This is a genomic window from Shewanella carassii, assembly GCF_019670705.1.
Taxonomy (GTDB): domain Bacteria; phylum Pseudomonadota; class Gammaproteobacteria; order Enterobacterales; family Shewanellaceae; genus Shewanella; species Shewanella carassii.
Genome location: NZ_AP024618.1, coordinates 396,418 through 412,802, shown reverse-complemented (window position 1 = coordinate 412,802; position 16,385 = coordinate 396,418). Strand labels below are relative to the sequence as shown.

The 16,385-nt window shown below is 53.4% G+C and carries 11 protein-coding genes, 2 tRNA genes and 1 rRNA gene; 1 reads left to right on the top strand and 13 read right to left on the bottom strand.

The features are described from left to right. Window positions 1–159: 159 nt before the first annotated feature. From K5621_RS01940 to K5621_RS01920, 5 genes are all read right to left on the bottom strand, one after another. A tRNA-Ala gene (locus tag K5621_RS01940) sits at window positions 160–234 on the bottom strand. 58 nt (window positions 235–292) lie between these two features. Further along, window positions 293–369 (bottom strand) — tRNA-Ile (locus K5621_RS01935). A 65-nt stretch (window positions 370–434) separates the two neighbouring features. Next, window positions 435–1,976 (bottom strand): 16S ribosomal RNA (locus tag K5621_RS01930). Between the two features lie 732 nt (window positions 1,977–2,708). Then, on the bottom strand, window positions 2,709–5,432 hold the full coding sequence (gene secA / locus K5621_RS01925; protein WP_221050284.1) for a preprotein translocase subunit SecA: 2,724 nt from the start codon (window positions 5,430–5,432) through the stop codon (window positions 2,709–2,711). Between the two features lie 58 nt (window positions 5,433–5,490). Next, window positions 5,491–6,390, bottom strand: a complete 900-nt coding sequence (locus K5621_RS01920; RefSeq protein WP_100146120.1) for a M23 family metallopeptidase — start codon at window positions 6,388–6,390, stop codon at window positions 5,491–5,493. A 28-nt stretch (window positions 6,391–6,418) separates the two neighbouring features. Between K5621_RS01920 and K5621_RS01915 the strand changes: the two genes are divergently transcribed. Next, window positions 6,419–6,871, top strand: a complete 453-nt coding sequence (locus tag K5621_RS01915; RefSeq protein ID WP_025010897.1) for a DUF721 domain-containing protein — start codon at window positions 6,419–6,421, stop codon at window positions 6,869–6,871. An 8-nt stretch (window positions 6,872–6,879) separates the two neighbouring features. On the opposite strand, the gene lpxC is transcribed toward K5621_RS01915, so the two are convergent. The 8 genes from lpxC to murD all read right to left on the bottom strand — a co-directional run bounded on the left by lpxC (window position 6,880) and on the right by murD (window position 16,381). Continuing rightward, window positions 6,880–7,800, bottom strand: coding sequence for a UDP-3-O-acyl-N-acetylglucosamine deacetylase (lpxC, locus tag K5621_RS01910; RefSeq protein ID WP_100146118.1), 921 nt, complete (start codon window positions 7,798–7,800; stop codon window positions 6,880–6,882). 179 nt (window positions 7,801–7,979) lie between these two features. Then, window positions 7,980–9,152: a cell division protein FtsZ gene (ftsZ, locus tag K5621_RS01905; protein ID WP_100146116.1), complete on the bottom strand. Its 1,173-nt coding sequence runs from the start codon at window positions 9,150–9,152 to the stop codon at window positions 7,980–7,982. 35 nt (window positions 9,153–9,187) lie between these two features. Beyond that, window positions 9,188–10,423, bottom strand: coding sequence for a cell division protein FtsA (gene ftsA / locus K5621_RS01900; protein WP_039035199.1), 1,236 nt, complete (start codon window positions 10,421–10,423; stop codon window positions 9,188–9,190). Between the two features lie 3 nt (window positions 10,424–10,426). Beyond that, window positions 10,427–11,191 (bottom strand): cell division protein FtsQ/DivIB, encoded by a 765-nt coding sequence (locus K5621_RS01895; RefSeq protein ID WP_221050283.1) that lies wholly within the window; start codon window positions 11,189–11,191, stop codon window positions 10,427–10,429. 97 nt (window positions 11,192–11,288) lie between these two features. Beyond that, complete coding sequence (gene murC / locus K5621_RS01890) at window positions 11,289–12,758, bottom strand: UDP-N-acetylmuramate--L-alanine ligase (protein WP_100146112.1); 1,470 nt, start codon at window positions 12,756–12,758, stop codon at window positions 11,289–11,291. Further along, a complete protein-coding gene (gene murG / locus K5621_RS01885) occupies window positions 12,755–13,858 on the bottom strand; it encodes an undecaprenyldiphospho-muramoylpentapeptide beta-N-acetylglucosaminyltransferase (protein WP_144379712.1) in 1,104 nt (367 codons plus the stop codon). Before murG ends, murC begins: the two co-directional genes overlap by 4 nt. After that, entirely contained in the window at window positions 13,855–15,072 is a 1,218-nt protein-coding gene (gene ftsW / locus K5621_RS01880) for a cell division protein FtsW (RefSeq protein WP_100146108.1), read from the bottom strand. The genes murG and ftsW overlap by 4 nt, the downstream gene beginning before the upstream one ends. Next, window positions 15,062–16,381 (bottom strand): UDP-N-acetylmuramoyl-L-alanine--D-glutamate ligase, encoded by a 1,320-nt coding sequence (gene murD, locus K5621_RS01875; RefSeq protein WP_221050282.1) that lies wholly within the window; start codon window positions 16,379–16,381, stop codon window positions 15,062–15,064. Before murD ends, ftsW begins: the two co-directional genes overlap by 11 nt. Between the last annotated feature and the right edge of the window lie 4 nt (window positions 16,382–16,385).

Genomic DNA, 16,385 nt, shown 5'->3' with positions numbered 1-16,385 from the left:
GTATGCATCAATTCCAACTCCTAAGAGTGGTTTTGATGTCTACTATCAGCTTTCCAAATTGTTAAAGAGCGGGCTTAAAAAAGCCAAAGATAAATACTGACTTATCTTTGGCGTCTCTCGTCCTTTGTAGAGTGACGGTTCCAGCACTTCCAAGGGAAGTGGTGGAGCTATGCGGATCGAACCGCAGACCTCCTGCGTGCAAGGCAGGCGCTCTCCCAGCTGAGCTATAGCCCCGTATTTAATTCCTTCGCCAACTAAACCTAAACCGGTTTAACACAAACAGCGGAAGAATTGGTGGGTCTGAGTAGACTCGAACTACCGACCTCTCGCTTATCAGGCGAACGCTCTAACCACCTGAGCTACAGACCCCCATGCTCTACTTCTTTATCAAGCAATCTGTGTGAACACTCAACAAACACCAATTATCGCTTAGGTAAGGAGGTGATCCAGCCCCAGGTTCCCCTAGGGCTACCTTGTTACGACTTCACCCCAGTCATGAACCACACCGTGGTAAACGCCCTCCCGAAGGTTAAGCTATCTACTTCTGGTGCAGCCCACTCCCATGGTGTGACGGGCGGTGTGTACAAGGCCCGGGAACGTATTCACCGTGGCATTCTGATCCACGATTACTAGCGATTCCGACTTCATGGAGTCGAGTTGCAGACTCCAATCCGGACTACGACCGGCTTTATGAGATTAGCTCCACCTCGCGGCTTCGCAACCCTCTGTACCGACCATTGTAGCACGTGTGTAGCCCTACTCGTAAGGGCCATGATGACTTGACGTCGTCCCCACCTTCCTCCGGTTTATCACCGGCAGTCTCCCTAAAGTTCCCGGCATTACCCGCTGGCAAGTAAGGATAGGGGTTGCGCTCGTTGCGGGACTTAACCCAACATTTCACAACACGAGCTGACGACAGCCATGCAGCACCTGTCTCAGAGTTCCCGAAGGCACCAATCCATCTCTGGAAAGTTCTCTGGATGTCAAGAGTAGGTAAGGTTCTTCGCGTTGCATCGAATTAAACCACATGCTCCACCGCTTGTGCGGGCCCCCGTCAATTCATTTGAGTTTTAACCTTGCGGCCGTACTCCCCAGGCGGTCTACTTAATGCGTTAGCTTGAGAGCCCAGTGTTCAAGACACCAAACTCCGAGTAGACATCGTTTACGGCGTGGACTACCAGGGTATCTAATCCTGTTTGCTCCCCACGCTTTCGTGCCTGAGCGTCAGTCTTTGTCCAGGGGCCGCCTTCGCCACCGGTATTCCTCCAGATCTCTACGCATTTCACCGCTACACCTGGAATTCTACCCCCCTCTACAAGACTCTAGTTTGCCAGTTCGAAATGCGGTTCCCAGGTTGAGCCCGGGGCTTTCACATCTCGCTTAACAAACCGCCTGCGCACGCTTTACGCCCAGTAATTCCGATTAACGCTCGCACCCTCCGTATTACCGCGGCTGCTGGCACGGAGTTAGCCGGTGCTTCTTCTGCGAGTAACGTCACAGCTAGCAGGTATTAACTACTAACCTTTCCTCCTCGCTGAAAGTGCTTTACAACCCGAAGGCCTTCTTCACACACGCGGCATGGCTGCATCAGGGTTTCCCCATTGTGCAATATTCCCCACTGCTGCCTCCCGTAGGAGTCTGGGCCGTGTCTCAGTCCCAGTGTGGCTGATCATCCTCTCAGACCAGCTAGGGATCGTCGCCTAGGTGAGCCTTTACCTCACCTACTAGCTAATCCCACCTGGGCTTATCCATCAGCGCAAGGCCCGAAGGTCCCCTGCTTTCCCCGTAGGGCGTATGCGGTATTAGCAGTCGTTTCCAACTGTTATCCCCCACAAATGGGCAAATTCCCAGGCATTACTCACCCGTCCGCCGCTCGTCATCTTCAAAAGCAAGCTTTTGAAATGTTACCGCTCGACTTGCATGTGTTAGGCCTGCCGCCAGCGTTCAATCTGAGCCATGATCAAACTCTTCAATTAAAGTTTTGGTTGAACCCGAAGGTTCGACTCAATGAATTCTGTTCGTATGAACACTCTTCATCGAGTTAAATCGTTTTGTCGATTTCTCAATGCCTGTGAGTGTCCACACAGATTGCTTGATATATTGTTAAAGAGCAGGACCGCGATGATTCTCATCGAGTCAGGGCTGCGTATTTTACAGAACCCTTTTTCAGCGTCAAGCCCTTTTTTATCTGGTTTCGAGTGGGTGATGATTTTATCATCACACCTTTGAAACCAAGGCTTGTTGCCAACTACTGAACTTGAATTTGAACAATTATTTTGTTCTCGTTCGCCGTGTCAGTGGGAGCGCATTATAGGGAGCTTGAACTTTTGTGCAAGGGCTTTTTTCAGCATTTTACGATCTTTTTTGAGGTTATCGGGTTAGCCACAACTTAAACACTTTTTACTCCCAGAGTTATCCACATTTATGGCTTCCGGAGCCTTTTTAGACCTCCAAGCATATAATGATTTACTTTCCGGGCAGGCAACTATCTTCAGAGTTTCACAGCAACTGGAGTAATAATTGACTTAGCGGTGGCGACGATAGACTAGATAGTCCACGCTGGTTTACATCTTTACTCCCGACAATATCCAGCTTCTGTCGAGTCGTTCTTTTCCAATATAGGTCTCCAATGTGTAAACCTATTTCAGGACGAGACACATATAAGAAAAAAGGCAATCCGAAGATTGCCTTTAATGACTTACAGTGTGTTAGCTCAGTTTGCCATGACACTGTTTGTATTTTTTACCTGAGCCACAAGGACAAGGATCGTTGCGTCCAACTTTCTCACCCTCACGCACAACTGGAGTATGTGCCGCGACTTCAGCATCTTGTTCGGCTTCATTCAAAGCTTCAGACGTGGCGTGCTGATATTGATGTTGGATCCGCGCTTCTTCTTCACGGCGACGGGCTTCCATTTCATCTACATCTGATTGAGCCTGTACCTGAACCTTGGACAAAATACTGATCACATCGTGCTTGAGTGACTCCAGCATTTGCTGGAACAGCTCAAAGGACTCACGCTTATATTCCTGTTTGGGGTTCTTCTGTGCATAACCACGCAGGTGAATACCCTGACGCAGGTGGTCCATGGCCGCCAGGTGCTCTTTCCACAAACCATCCAGGGTTTGCAGCATCACGGCCTTTTCGAACTGACGCAGCACCTCAGGGCCCACCATCTGCTCTTTGGCCTCATAGGCCTTGAGCCAAGATTCGATGATCCGCTCACGTAGCGTCTCTTCATGCAAGTCTTCTTCTTTGTCCAGCCACTCCTGCAGCGGCAAGTCCAGTACAAATTCCTGCTTGAGTCGCTGCTCGAGGCCGGGAACGTCCCAGAGCTCTTCAACTGACTGTGGTGGAATGTATTGATCGATAACGCCTGTGATCACGTCTTCCTGAATATTCTTGATGGTATCTTCAATGCTTTCGGCATCCATCAGTTCGTTACGCTGAGCGTAAACCACCTGACGCTGGTCGTTGGCGACATCATCAAATTCCAGCAACTGCTTACGAATATCGAAGTTACGGGCTTCCACTTTGCGCTGGGCATTCTCAATCGCACGAGATACCCAAGGATGTTCGATGGCTTCGCCTTCTTCCATGCCCAACTTCTTCATCATGTTGGCAACGCGATCTGAAGCGAAGATCCGCATCAGGCTGTCTTCCATCGACAGATAGAAACGTGATGAACCCGCATCGCCCTGACGGCCGGAACGACCACGCAGCTGGTTATCGATACGACGGGACTCGTGACGTTCTGTGCCCAGGATGTGCAAACCACCGGCAGCAACCACGGCATCGTGACGCTCTTGCCAGTCGGCACGGATCTTGGCGATCTGCTCCTCGGTTGGGTTTTCCAGTTCCTCAACTTCCGCTTTCCAGCTACCGCCCAAGACGATATCGGTACCACGACCGGCCATGTTAGTGGCTACGGTAACAGCACCACTACGTCCAGCCTGAGCAACAATTTCAGCTTCTTTTTCGTGGAACTTGGCGTTCAGTACCTTGTGAGGGATCTTTTCCCGATCCAACAGGTTGGACAGCAGTTCAGACTGTTCGATGGAAACTGTACCGACCAATACCGGCTGGCCGCGTTCACGGCAACCCTTGATGTCCTGGATAATGGCGGCGTACTTTTCTTTGGCGGTGAGATACACCAAGTCAGCCATATCGTTACGGATCATCGGCCGGTTGGTGGGGATCACTACGGTATCCAGACCATAGATATGCTGGAATTCAAAGGCTTCGGTATCGGCAGTACCTGTCATACCGGCCAGTTTTTCATACTGACGGAAGTAGTTTTGGAAGGTGATAGAAGCCAGAGTCTGGTTTTCATTCTGGATCTTCACACCTTCTTTGGCTTCCACCGCCTGGTGCAAACCTTCAGACCAACGACGCCCCTGCATGGTACGGCCAGTGTGCTCATCGACGATGATCACTTCGCCGTCCTGCACTACATAATCGACATCCCGCTCAAACAGGGTGTGAGCACGCAGCGCGGCGTTGACATGATGCAGCAGTGAGATATTGGCGGCCGAATAGAGTGAATCCCCTTCGGCCAGCAGGCCAGACTGGGTAAGCAGAAGTTCAATTTTTTCCTGACCGCGTTCAGTCATGTGAACTTGCTTGGCTTTTTCATCCACGCTGAAGTCGCCCTCACCGACATAGTCGTCCGAATCTTCTTTATCCTGGCGGATCAGATTAGGGATCAGCTTATTGACCTTGATGTAGAGTTCAGAGCTGTCTTCCGCGGCGCCGGAGATGATCAGCGGCGTACGGGCTTCATCAATAAGAATGGAGTCGACTTCGTCTATCAGAGCATAGTGCAATGGACGTTGTACCCGCTCCTGCGGTGAAAACGCCATGTTGTCGCGCAGATAGTCGAAACCAAATTCGTTATTGGTACCGTAAGTGATATCTGAGTTGTAGGCAGCTTTCTTTTCCAGCTGGCCAAGACCGGCGACGTTAACTCCGACTGTCATTCCTAGGAATTCAAACAGTGGGCGGTTAGTGTCGGCGTCACGGCGAGCCAGATAGTCGTTCACTGTAATAACGTGAACACCCTTGCCGGTCAGCGCATTGAGATAAGCGGGCAGCGTGGCGGTCAGTGTCTTACCTTCACCGGTGCGCATCTCGGCAATGCGGTTACTATCCAGCACCATACCGCCTATCAACTGCACATCGAAGTGGCGCATCTCGAACACCCGCTTGGAAGCTTCACGCACAGTGGCAAAGGCTTCGGCCATGATGTCGTTAAGGGTTTCCCCTTTTTCGAGTCGGTCACGGAACTCCTGGGTCTTGGCCTTGAGCTGCTCATCGCTGAGTTGCTCATATTCGCCTTCGAGCGCGTTGATCTTGTTGACTATTTTGCCCAGGGCTTTAAGGGTGCGGTCGTTACGACTACCAAATACTTTTGTCAGTAATTTACCTAACATCTGAATCACTTATTCTGTTGTAGGCCAAGCCTCTTGCGAGTCTGGCGGCCAGTTCCAATTAACCTGCTTTGCGGTAGACGTACTTCTTGGGATCTATCTGCTGTCCACCCCGCAACACTTCGTAATGCACATGAGGTCCTGTCGAACGCCCAGTGCTTCCCATGGTGGCAATTTTCTCGCCCTTGGCGACCACGTCACCTACAGTTACTGACAAAGCTTTATTATGACCATAGCGGGTGCGCAATCCGTTACCGTGATCTATCTCCACCAACTCACCATAGCCAAACATATTCCCGGCCCATGTCACCACCCCACCACCGGTGGCGATCACATCGGCTCCTTCCGTACCCGCAAAGTCTATGCCTTTATGCACAGTTCTGCGGCCATTGAAAGGATCATTACGTAAACCGTAGGGCGAAGATAACCAACCTTTATTGATTGGCCGCCCTGATATATAACGCTCTTCATCTATATGGAGATTGGAAGCCACTGTTTCAAGCAGTGACAACTGAGCATTATTACTATCAATTCCTGATGCCAGCCGATCCATATCGGAGATCAGCTGCTCCAACTCTATGCTGGTACCCAGCTCGCTCAAACCGCCAATACCTACCTCGGCGCCGAAATCGAACTGTTCTTCAAGTTGGTAATTCTGGGCAAGAGTTTGCCCGAGAGCCTCAAGCCGGGTCAGTTTGGCCTGCATTCTGGCGACATGAGCCACCAAGGTTGCCAACTGAGTTTCGGTTGCTTGCTTGAGATCTTTGACTTGTTTCTGTTGCTGCTCACGAGCCTGACGCTCGTTGTCGACGTTGGCCTGTTGCGACTCAAATCGCTCTGCGTTGTATTGATAGAGCCCTGTGCCCGCAGCGAGGAGCAAAATAGGCAACAGCAACCAGCGTTTGCCCGGTTGCCAGCGCGTCACGCCATTCCGACCTTGAATAAAAACTGTTACACTCATAGCCTAATTCAGCCATCTTATTATCATAATGAAGAAGCTCCCTCAGCACCTCAGCCAATTACTGCATCAGTCGGGACGTTTGCCCGATCTGGCCGAGAAAGCGGAGCTTTTGTTGTATCTGAACCAGCATGTCAAACAACTGCTGTCAGGCCCTGTCAGCGAACAGCTGAAAGTCGCCAATCTGCGCCAAAGTGTGTTGGTTATTGAAACCCCTTCCGCCGCATGGGCCGCCAGGATTAACTTCCAAAAAACCAAACTTCTCGCCCAACTTCAGGCAGAAACGCTCCCAATGCTTACCGCTATTGAGGTTAAAGTCAACCCGGCACTGGCAACATCGGGGGCAAAACCCCAAGTGGTTCACAGACAGTTGAGTGAAACCGCGGCTTCACATATTAATGCTCTGGCCGAACACACAGAAGGTGAGCTGGGCCAGAAACTAAAACGGCTGGCTGCATTAGCCAGCCGTAAAAGGCAGTCCTAGTTTTACGATTAAGCCATCACCACATTGGATGGCATCATAAAGCTGACAGGCACATCCGCTTCTTTTTCGAAGCTGACCAACTCCCAAGCATCCTGCTGGGCAAGCAGAGCCCGCACCAACCGGTTGTTAAGAGCATGCCCCGTCTTGTAGGCACAGAATTCTCCGACTATGGCGTGACCCGCCACATACAGGTCACCAAACGCATCCAGAATCTTGTGCTTAACAAATTCATCCTCATAACGCAGGCCATCGGGGTTGAGGACACGATATTCATCAAGCACAACCGCGTTTTCCATACTGCCGCCTAATGCCAAGTTGTTGGCACGCAGGTACTCGATATCACGCATAAAACCAAAGGTTCTGGCGCGGCTGATATCTTTCACAAAGGCAGAAGAGGAAAAATCCATCACCATATGTTGTTGACTACGGGCAATTTCAGGGTGATTGAAGTCAATAGCAAAATCGACTCTGAAACCTTTGAAGGGTCGCAATTCAGCCCACTTATCACCGTCTTCAACACGCACTGTGTGCTTGATCTTCAGATATTTCTTGGCCGCTGACTGATCTTTGATCCCCGCGCTTTGCAGCAGGAATACAAAGGGGCTGGCACTGCCGTCCATGATGGGGATCTCGGGAGCATCCACTTCAATAACGGCATTGTCGATACCCAAGCCCGCGAGTGCCGCGAACAGATGCTCAATCGTTGAGATGCGAACACCTTCATCATTGACCAGAGCCGTACACATAGTCGTTTCACGCACCTGCTCTGCCTTGGCAGCAATCTCCACTGCCGGCTGCATATCGGTGCGCACGAGTACGATCCCTGTATTGACTGGTGCGGGCTTGATAGTCAAAGTCACCTTATTGCCGGAGTGCAAACCGACACCGGTGGTCTTTACCATTTTTTCAACAGTTCTTTGAAAAATCATTTAGTTACCCGTATTCATCTCAACAAAAAGCCCTGCCTTTGACGATAAAATACTCACTCGTCAGGCGCAGCTGGTCGGATATCCTAGCATAAATCGATAAATTCACAAAAATTTACCAGCCTTCACTTCCAACAAAGCAAAGGGAATTTTCCAATTTACACCCGCGATACCCGCCAGTATCAGTCGGCTTGCTTACGCAAAAACGCCGGAATATCCAAATAATCAAGCTCGTTCTTGTGCGGGTTAGGCGCAGGCTGAGACGCCGGAACCGCATTCCCTTTAGTGGAAACAGGCACGATAACCTCTTCCTGGGTCGCATAAGTATCGACCTTAGGTTCAACCACAGGTTCAGGACGTGGAGCAGGTTTAGATACCAATTGAATGTCAGGTTTTCTTTCCGAACCTATGCCGGTAGCAACCACAGTGACTCGCAACTCATCGCTCATCTCAGGATCGATTACAGCACCAACAACTACGGTCGCATTGTCAGAAGCGTAAGCCTTGACGTGGTTACCCACAGTCTCGAACTCTTCGATGCTCATATCCATGCCAGCAGTGATGTTGACCAGTACGCCGCGGGCGCCAGCCAAGTCGATATCTTCCAGCAGTGGACTGGCAACGGCCGCTTCGGCCGCTTCTTCGGCGCGATCTTCACCACGAGCAACACCCGTACCCATCATGGCGTTACCCATTTCGGACATAACGGTTTTCACGTCGGCAAAGTCGACGTTAATCAGACCGGGACGGGTGATCAGCTCGGCGATGCCCTGCACCGCACCTAAGAGTACGTTATTGGCTGCTGCGAAGGCATCCAGCAATGACGTGCCACGGCCCAATACCTTGAGCAGCTTCTCGTTAGGGATAGTGATCAGCGAGTCAACATGCTTGGCCAGCTCTGCGATACCCTGATCGGCATAGGCCATACGCTTCTTGCCTTCGAATGGGAAAGGTTTGGTGACCACGGCCACTGTCAATATCCCTTCTTCGCGAGCAATCTGCGCCACCACAGGAGCGGCACCTGTACCCGTACCTCCACCCATACCGGCAGCGATGAAGATCATATCCGAGCCCTTGATGGCTTCACGGATATTTTCACGATCTTCTTCGGCAGCGGCGCGGCCGACTTCCGGGTTAGCACCGGCACCCAGGCCCTTGGTGACATCGCGCCCCAGCTGAATTGTGGTGCCCGCGGCAGACTTACGCAGTGCCTGGGCATCTGTATTGGTGGCAACAAACTCAACACCTTCGATGTTGTGTTTCACCATATGTTCGACGGCATTACCACCGCCGCCACCGACGCCGATGACCTTTATCACCGCCTCGTCAGAATGAGTATCCATGATCTCAAACATGGTTGAATTCTCCGTATTACCTGCGTTTACGTAAGTTAAAACTCACCTTTAAACCAGCTCTGAACCCGATTCCAGAGACTGGTCACCCCTTGACGCTCGGGTCGTTCAAACTGACGTTCGATAACCCTGCGTGCGCCGTAATGTAACAGCCCAACACCTGTGGAGTAGATGGGCTGATCCACATATTCATACAAACCTTTCACCGGCAGCGGTGATGCCACCCTGACCGGCATGCCGAACGTGGCTTCGGCAACATCCACAGCCCCTTCGATAGAGGCGGTACCACCGGTCAACACTATGCCAGCGGCAATTTGATCTTCCAGGCCACTGTCCTTGAGCTCTTTGAATACCAACTCGAACAGTTCCTGATATCTGGGTTCAACCACCTCGGCCAGAGTATGGCGCGACATGGTTCTTGATGGTCGGCCACCCACGGACGGCACTTCTATGCTATCTTCACGGCTCACCATGGAGCTGCGGGCACTGGCATGCTGCACTTTAATCTGCTCGGCATGCGACAGCGGCGTACGGAAAATTTTGGCGATATCACTGGTTACCTGGTTGCCGGCCACCGGCACCACGGCGCAGTGACGCAGAGCGCCATTGGTATACACGGCGATATCTGTGGTGCCGCCACCGACATCTACCAGACAAACACCCAGATCTTTTTCATCATTAGTCAGTACCGCATCGGCCGAAGCGATACCGGAAAACACCAGGTCGTCCACCTTGAGGCCACAGCGTTCAACACTCTTGGTGATGTTCTTGGCCATATCATTGGCGCAGGTGACTATATGCACCTTGGCTTCCATCCGCATGCCGGACATGCCGATAGGGCTGCGGATCCCTTCCTGAACATCTATGGCATATTCCTGCGGCAGTACGTGCAAAATGCGGCGCTCGGTGGGGATCTTCACCGAACGGGCCGTGTGGATGACGTTATCTACATCTTCCTGGGTCACCTCTTCATCATTGATGGAGACCATGCCGTTTTCGTTCTGACAGGCGATATGCTTGCCGGAAATGCTCAAATACACCGAAGACACCTGACAGTCTGCCATCAGCTCGGCCTGATCCAGGGCCCGCTGCACACTGCGCACGATAGAATCAAGGTCGTTGACCCCGCCTTTATCCATGCCGCGCGATGGATGATTACCCAGGCCGACGACACTGATTTCGCCATCGGGCAAGACTTCACCTATGATCACAGCGACCTTGGAGGTCCCTATGTCCAATCCGACGATCAGATTTCTATCTTGGTTCTTGGTCATTAATTAACGGCTCTCTTCTTGTGCATCTTCCCAGCCTACAGCCAGACCCGTGTCATAGCGTAGATCCACTCTGGCGACACTCTTTTCCTGTTTAACCAACTCCGGATACACATTGATAAAACGCTGTATCCGCGCCATCTTGTCCTCTCGCCCCAACGCCAGCATGATGCCATTGCCCAAAGTCGCCTCCCAGGCATGTCTCGGGCTGAGACTCAATCTATCCAGCTTGAAGCTGTTTATCCGCAACAGTTCATCCATCTGCCTAAAGGAGGTCAACACCTCATGCGACATCGACTCTGGTCCCGCCAACCAAGGTAAATCTTCTAACCCGGGTTGTGGTGGCGCCAGGAACACCTCGCCGTGTTCATTGAGCCATTCATCCTGATTCCAATGCGCTACGGCAACCTGTTCCTGCAGATAAACCTTCAGCTTGGCCGGCCATTCACGCCGAACCGAGGCCCGGTATACCCAAGGCAGAGCTTCCAGCGCCTGCTGCACTTCAGTCACATCAGCGCTGAAGAAACTACGCTGCATCAAGTCCTGCAAGGCGCCGCGGATTTCCGCATCCGTGGTGTATTGGCGCTCACCTTTTATCGCCACAGCTTCAATGGGCAAGGCCTCGGCATCATTCAGCACCAATCCCAGCTTCCACGCCGCCATGCCGAATGCCACCAGTACCAACAACAGGAAACAGATCCCGCTGCAGAGATACCAATTGACTCCAGCAAGCCTTTCACGGCTCTTTTGCCACCTGTCCTTCAGCGCCATGGTCGATGCCTGTTAGGTCGGTGGAAAACCGGCCATTATATAGAGCTGGCTTTCTTGGTCAAAAGATACTGTTTTCAAACCATTAACTGGTGAAAATCTATTCAACAATCGCATCTTTCTGCTCACTGTGAAACCCCAGCTTATTACTCGCCAGCTGCCTTGCCAGGGCGCCGATATTGCCGGCACCTTGAGTCATTAGCAGGTCGCCGCCCTTGAGTACATCCGGCAGTATTTCTTGCAACTGCTCCGGCGTAGCGACATAGATAGGGTCGACCTGCCCCCGTAATCTGATGCTGCGGCACAGCGCGCGGCTGTCGGCTCCCGCGATAGGCGCTTCACCGGCGGGATAGACCTCCAGCAGCAATAGACCATCGACCTGAGACAATACCTCGACAAAATCCTCGTAGAGATCCCGGGTGCGGCTATATCTGTGAGGCTGATAAGCCATCACCAGGCGCTTATTCGGCCAACCGGCGCGAGCCGCCTTGATAGTGGCGGCGACTTCGCTGGGATGATGACCGTAATCGTCGACTAACATCACTTCACCCTTGGGAGTCTCGAAGGCCCCCAGGTGCTGGAAGCGGCGACCAATTCCCTGGAACTCCGCCAGCGCCTGCACTATAGCGGCATCTTCTATGTCATCTTCGCTAGCCACAGCGATTGCCGCCAAGGCGTTCAGCACATTGTGCCGTCCCGGCAGATTCAGCAGCAGCTCCAGGTCATCCCGCCCCTTGCGGCGCACGGTAAAACGGCATTGATGCCCTTCCTGGCTGAAGTTGAGCGCCTGCACATCGGCCTCATCGCTGAAACCATAGGTCACCATGTGGCGACCAATACGCGGCATGATCTCTTTCACCACAGGATCATCGATACAGAGCACGGCCACGCCATAGAACGGCAGGTTATGCAGGAAGTCGACAAAGGTGGTTTTCAACTTTTCGAAATCACCACCATAAGTATCCATATGGTCGGCTTCTATATTCGTTACCACACTCACCATGGGCTGCAGATGCAGGAAGCTGGCATCACTCTCATCGGCCTCGGCGATAAGGTAACGGCTGTGCCCCAAGCGAGCATTGGTGCCGGCACTATTGAGCAGACCACCTATCACAAAGGTCGGATCCCGCTCGGCCTGGCCATAAACACTGGCGATAAGGCTGGTTGTAGTGGTCTTGCCATGGGTGCCGGCAATCGCCACCCCATGACGGTAACGCATCAGCTCGGCCAGCATCTCGGCACGGCGCACTATCGGAGTGCGGCTGGCTCTGGCGGCCGCGACTTCCGGGTTATCCGCTTTAATCGCGGTGGAAACCACCACCACATCAACGTTAACCACAGCATCGGCACTGTGGCCGATAATGATGCGAGCACCCAGCGCTGCCAAACGTTCGGTCACGGCATTTTCGGCAATATCCGAACCACTGACCTGATAACCTTCGTTGACCAGAACCTCGGCAATGCCCCCCATGCCTGCGCCACCTATGCCAACAAAGTGAATGCGACGCACCCGGCGCATTTCCGGGATCATGGCGCGAAGCTGGGCGTATTTCTCTGCTCTGTTATTCATCTATTTCCTTTCTCTGCCAGTTCGATACAGACTTGGGCGACTTTATCGGTCGCATCCAGCACGGCGGCCGCTCTGGCTCTTTGCCCCATCAGGGCCAATTCATTTCTATCGCTGCCAAGCAGGGCTAGCTTATTTGCCAGCCTGGGCACATCGACAATCGGTTGCGGCAACAGGAAGGCCGCGCCCGCATCCACCAACACCTGGGCGTTGCGAGTCTGGTGATCATCCACCGCATGGGGATAAGGCACCAACAGGCTGGGCAGGCCAACGGCCGCCAGCTCGGAAACGGTTAACGCTCCGGCGCGGCAGATGACCACGTCGGCCCAGCGATAGGCGGCTTCCATATCATCGATAAACTCAGCCACTTTGACTCTGCCGTCCTGCCCCAGTTGCTGATATTCAGCTTCCACCGGCGCCTGATTACCCTTGCCGACCTGATGCCAAACCGTCACCAACTGCGACTTGCTGACCTCGGCGACCACGGCCGGCATAAGGTCGTTGAAGACCTTGGCACCCAAACTGCCACCGACGACCAGAATTTTCAGCGCATCCTGATGCTGGGCTCTGGGCTGTCCACCCAGAGTGATAAGCTCCTGGCGAATAGGGTTGCCCACTACTTCGGCCTTACCCGGTTCGAAGGTGTTGGCAAAGGCGCACAGCACCTTAGTGGCGATACGGGAAAGTAACTTATTGGTCATCCCCGGAATGGCGTTTTGCTCATGCAACACCAACGGAATACCGCTGAGCTTGGCGGCAACGCCGCCCGGACCGCTGGCAAAGCCGCCCATGCCCAACACCACATCCGGCCGAAATTCGCGGATGACCCTGCGCGCCTGGATAATCGAGCGCAACACCTTGAAAGGCGCCGCCAGCTTGCGCACTATGCCGTTGCCACGCACGCCTTTAATGTCGATAAAATCTATGTCAAAGCCGTGCTGAGGCACTAAACGTGCCTCCATCCGGTCCGCCGTACCCAGCCAACGCACCTGCCAGCCCTGCTGTGCCAGGCGTCTGGCCACTGCCAACGCCGGAAAAACGTGACCGCCGGTACCACCGGCCATCACCAAAATACGTTTGTTATTCACATTATTACCTTTCATGACTTCAGCCTCCCCTGCACCGCCTGGATAAGGCTGAGACGCCGCTCATGATCTATCCGGATCAGCATCATGACCGCAGCCGTCATCACCCAGAGGCTACTGCCGCCATAGCTGATAAAGGGCAGAGTCAGCCCCTTGGTCGGCAAAATGCCGATACTGGCGCCCACGTTCACCACAGTCTGAAAACAGATCCAGATCCCTATGGCGTAGGCCAGATAACCTTCAAATGCCCGGTCCATGGCCAGACATTGACTGCCCAGACGAATCGCCCGCAGCGCCACAAACAGCAATACCGCCAGCACGGCAACTATGCCGACAAATCCAAGTTCTTCCCCTATAACGGCGAAGATAAAGTCAGTGTGCGCCTCCGGCAGGTATTCCAGTTTCTGGATACTGTTGCCAAGCCCCTGACCAAACCAGTCACCACGGCCATAAGCCATCAGCGACTGAGTCAACTGGTAACCACTGCCGAACGGATCCTGCCAGGGGTCGAGGAAGGAGGTCACCCGCCGCATCCGGTAGGGTTCCAGCAACACCAAAGCCACAAAGGCCATGATCCCGGTCAGGATCAGCGCAAAGAAGTCCAGCAAACGGGCGCCGGCCAGAAACAGCAGCCCCACGGTGCCGACAAACAGCACTACAACAGTCCCCAGATCCGGTTGCATCAGGATCAAGAAGGCATAGACGGCAAAAACCGCAATCGGCTTGTAAAAACCCTTGGCGTTCTCACGCACTTCCTGATGCCGCCTGACCAGATAACCGGCCATGTACACGGCAAATGAAAACTTGGCTATCTCGGCCACCTGGATTCTCACCGGCCCCAGAGACAGCCAACGGGTCGCCCCGTTTACCGTGGTGCCTACTATCAATACCGCCACCAACATGACGCCGACCAGCAACAACATCAGTGGACTCAGTTGCTGCCAGCGCTGCATCTCTACCTGCAACACCACGGCGGCGATCACCACGCATCCCACCAGATAAAACAGATGCCGGGTCACAAAGTGAAACGGATTACCTGTCAGGCTCTGGGCTTCCGGCATAGAAGCCGACATCACCATCACAAAGCCAAAGGCGATAAGCGACAAAACGGCAAGCAGCAAACGCCGGTCATACAGTTGCATGCCCTGCGCTTGCTTCTCACCGAACCAGTTGGGCCAGCGCCACTTGAGGCTGGTCCCGAACAGGCTGAGTTGTCGCTCCTCACTGCTCATCCAGTGCCTCCACCAGTTGGCGGAAATCATCGCCCCTGGCCATAAAGTTGCTGTACATATCTAGGCTGGCGCAGGCCGGTGACAATAAGACTATGTCTCCGGAACTCGCCAGCTCGGCGGCCTTGCTCACGGCTTCTGCCATGGAGCCGACCTTGATGGCGTCCTCTTTCAGTGCCGCTATCTTGTCACCGTCTCGCCCCAGGGTAATAAGGTGAGTCACTGTACCCAGCGCACTGGCTAACGGCCGGAAATCGGCTCCTTTACCATCGCCACCTGCGATCAGGATCACATCACCGAGATAGTCACTGAGCCCTTCTAGAGCCGCCACGGTAGCGCCCACATTGGTGGCCTTGGAATCGTTGAGCCAAGTGGCGCCATTCTTGACGGCTACCAGTTCACATCTGTGCGGCAGCCCCTTGAACTCGCGAGCCACTCTGGCCATGGCTTCCTTATCTACTCCGGCCGCATCGGCCAACGCCATGGCAGCCAGCAAGTTGGAATGGTTATGGCTGCCAAGCAGCGCCACATCCATTAGATTCATGATTTCACTGCTGCCGTGGAAAATCTTGCCATCGGTGATCCCCCACTCATCCCCTTCGGGGTTACCCAGACCAAAGCTGTTGTTGTTCATGGGTGACGTGGGCTGCGTTTGCGGATCATCCCGGTTGAAAATCGCCAGTCGGCTCAGCTCATAGAGCCGCAGTTTGGCCTGACGATAGGCTTCCAGATCGCTGTATCTGTCCATGTGGTCTTCAGAAATGTTCAGGCAAGTTGCCGCCAAACATTTGAGACTATGAGTGGTCTCCAACTGGAAACTGGACAGCTCCAGCACATAGTGACTGACGTTTTCGCCCAAAAGCTCCAGCGCCGGTACCCCTATGTTGCCGCCGATAGCCACCTGCTTGCCGCCGGCTTTGAGCATTTCACCGACCAGGGTAGTCACTGTCGACTTGCCATTGGAGCCGGTAATCGCCAGCACACATGGGCCCTTGTCAGCGATAGCGCGAGCAAACAACTCCACATCGCCAATCACTTCTATGCCCATATCCAACGCCGCCCTAACCTCAGGAGTATCCATGGGAACTCCGGGACTAATAATAATCTGCTCCGCCTGCACCAAACCACGGCAATCAAAACCACCGAAGCAAAACTCCAGATCCGGAAACTCATTTTTCAGCGCCTCGGCACCGGGTGGATTGCGGCGACTATCCATCACCATAGGGGCAAGCCCCTGAGCCACCAGATAGCGCACCACAGACAAGCCTGTGGCCCCCAATCCCAACACTATGTGCGAACAGCGACTCATCATGACT

Coding starts and splice junctions, on each gene's coding strand:
- ftsZ (WP_100146116.1), bottom strand. CDS start 9,152: ATGTTTGAGATCATGGATACTCATTCTGACGAGGCGGTGATAAAGGTC.
- K5621_RS01920 (WP_100146120.1), bottom strand. CDS start 6,390: ATGAGTGTAACAGTTTTTATTCAAGGTCGGAATGGCGTGACGCGCTGG.
- secA (WP_221050284.1), bottom strand. CDS start 5,432: ATGTTAGGTAAATTACTGACAAAAGTATTTGGTAGTCGTAACGACCGC.
- K5621_RS01895 (WP_221050283.1), bottom strand. CDS start 11,191: ATGGCGCTGAAGGACAGGTGGCAAAAGAGCCGTGAAAGGCTTGCTGGA.
- ftsA (WP_039035199.1), bottom strand. CDS start 10,423: ATGACCAAGAACCAAGATAGAAATCTGATCGTCGGATTGGACATAGGG.
- murG (WP_144379712.1), bottom strand. CDS start 13,858: ATGAAAGGTAATAATGTGAATAACAAACGTATTTTGGTGATGGCCGGT.
- ftsW (WP_100146108.1), bottom strand. CDS start 15,072: ATGAGCAGTGAGGAGCGACAACTCAGCCTGTTCGGGACCAGCCTCAAG.
- murD (WP_221050282.1), bottom strand. CDS start 16,381: ATGATGAGTCGCTGTTCGCACATAGTGTTGGGATTGGGGGCCACAGGC.
- K5621_RS01915 (WP_025010897.1), top strand. CDS start 6,419: ATGAAGAAGCTCCCTCAGCACCTCAGCCAATTACTGCATCAGTCGGGA.
- murC (WP_100146112.1), bottom strand. CDS start 12,758: ATGAATAACAGAGCAGAGAAATACGCCCAGCTTCGCGCCATGATCCCG.
- lpxC (WP_100146118.1), bottom strand. CDS start 7,800: ATGATTTTTCAAAGAACTGTTGAAAAAATGGTAAAGACCACCGGTGTC.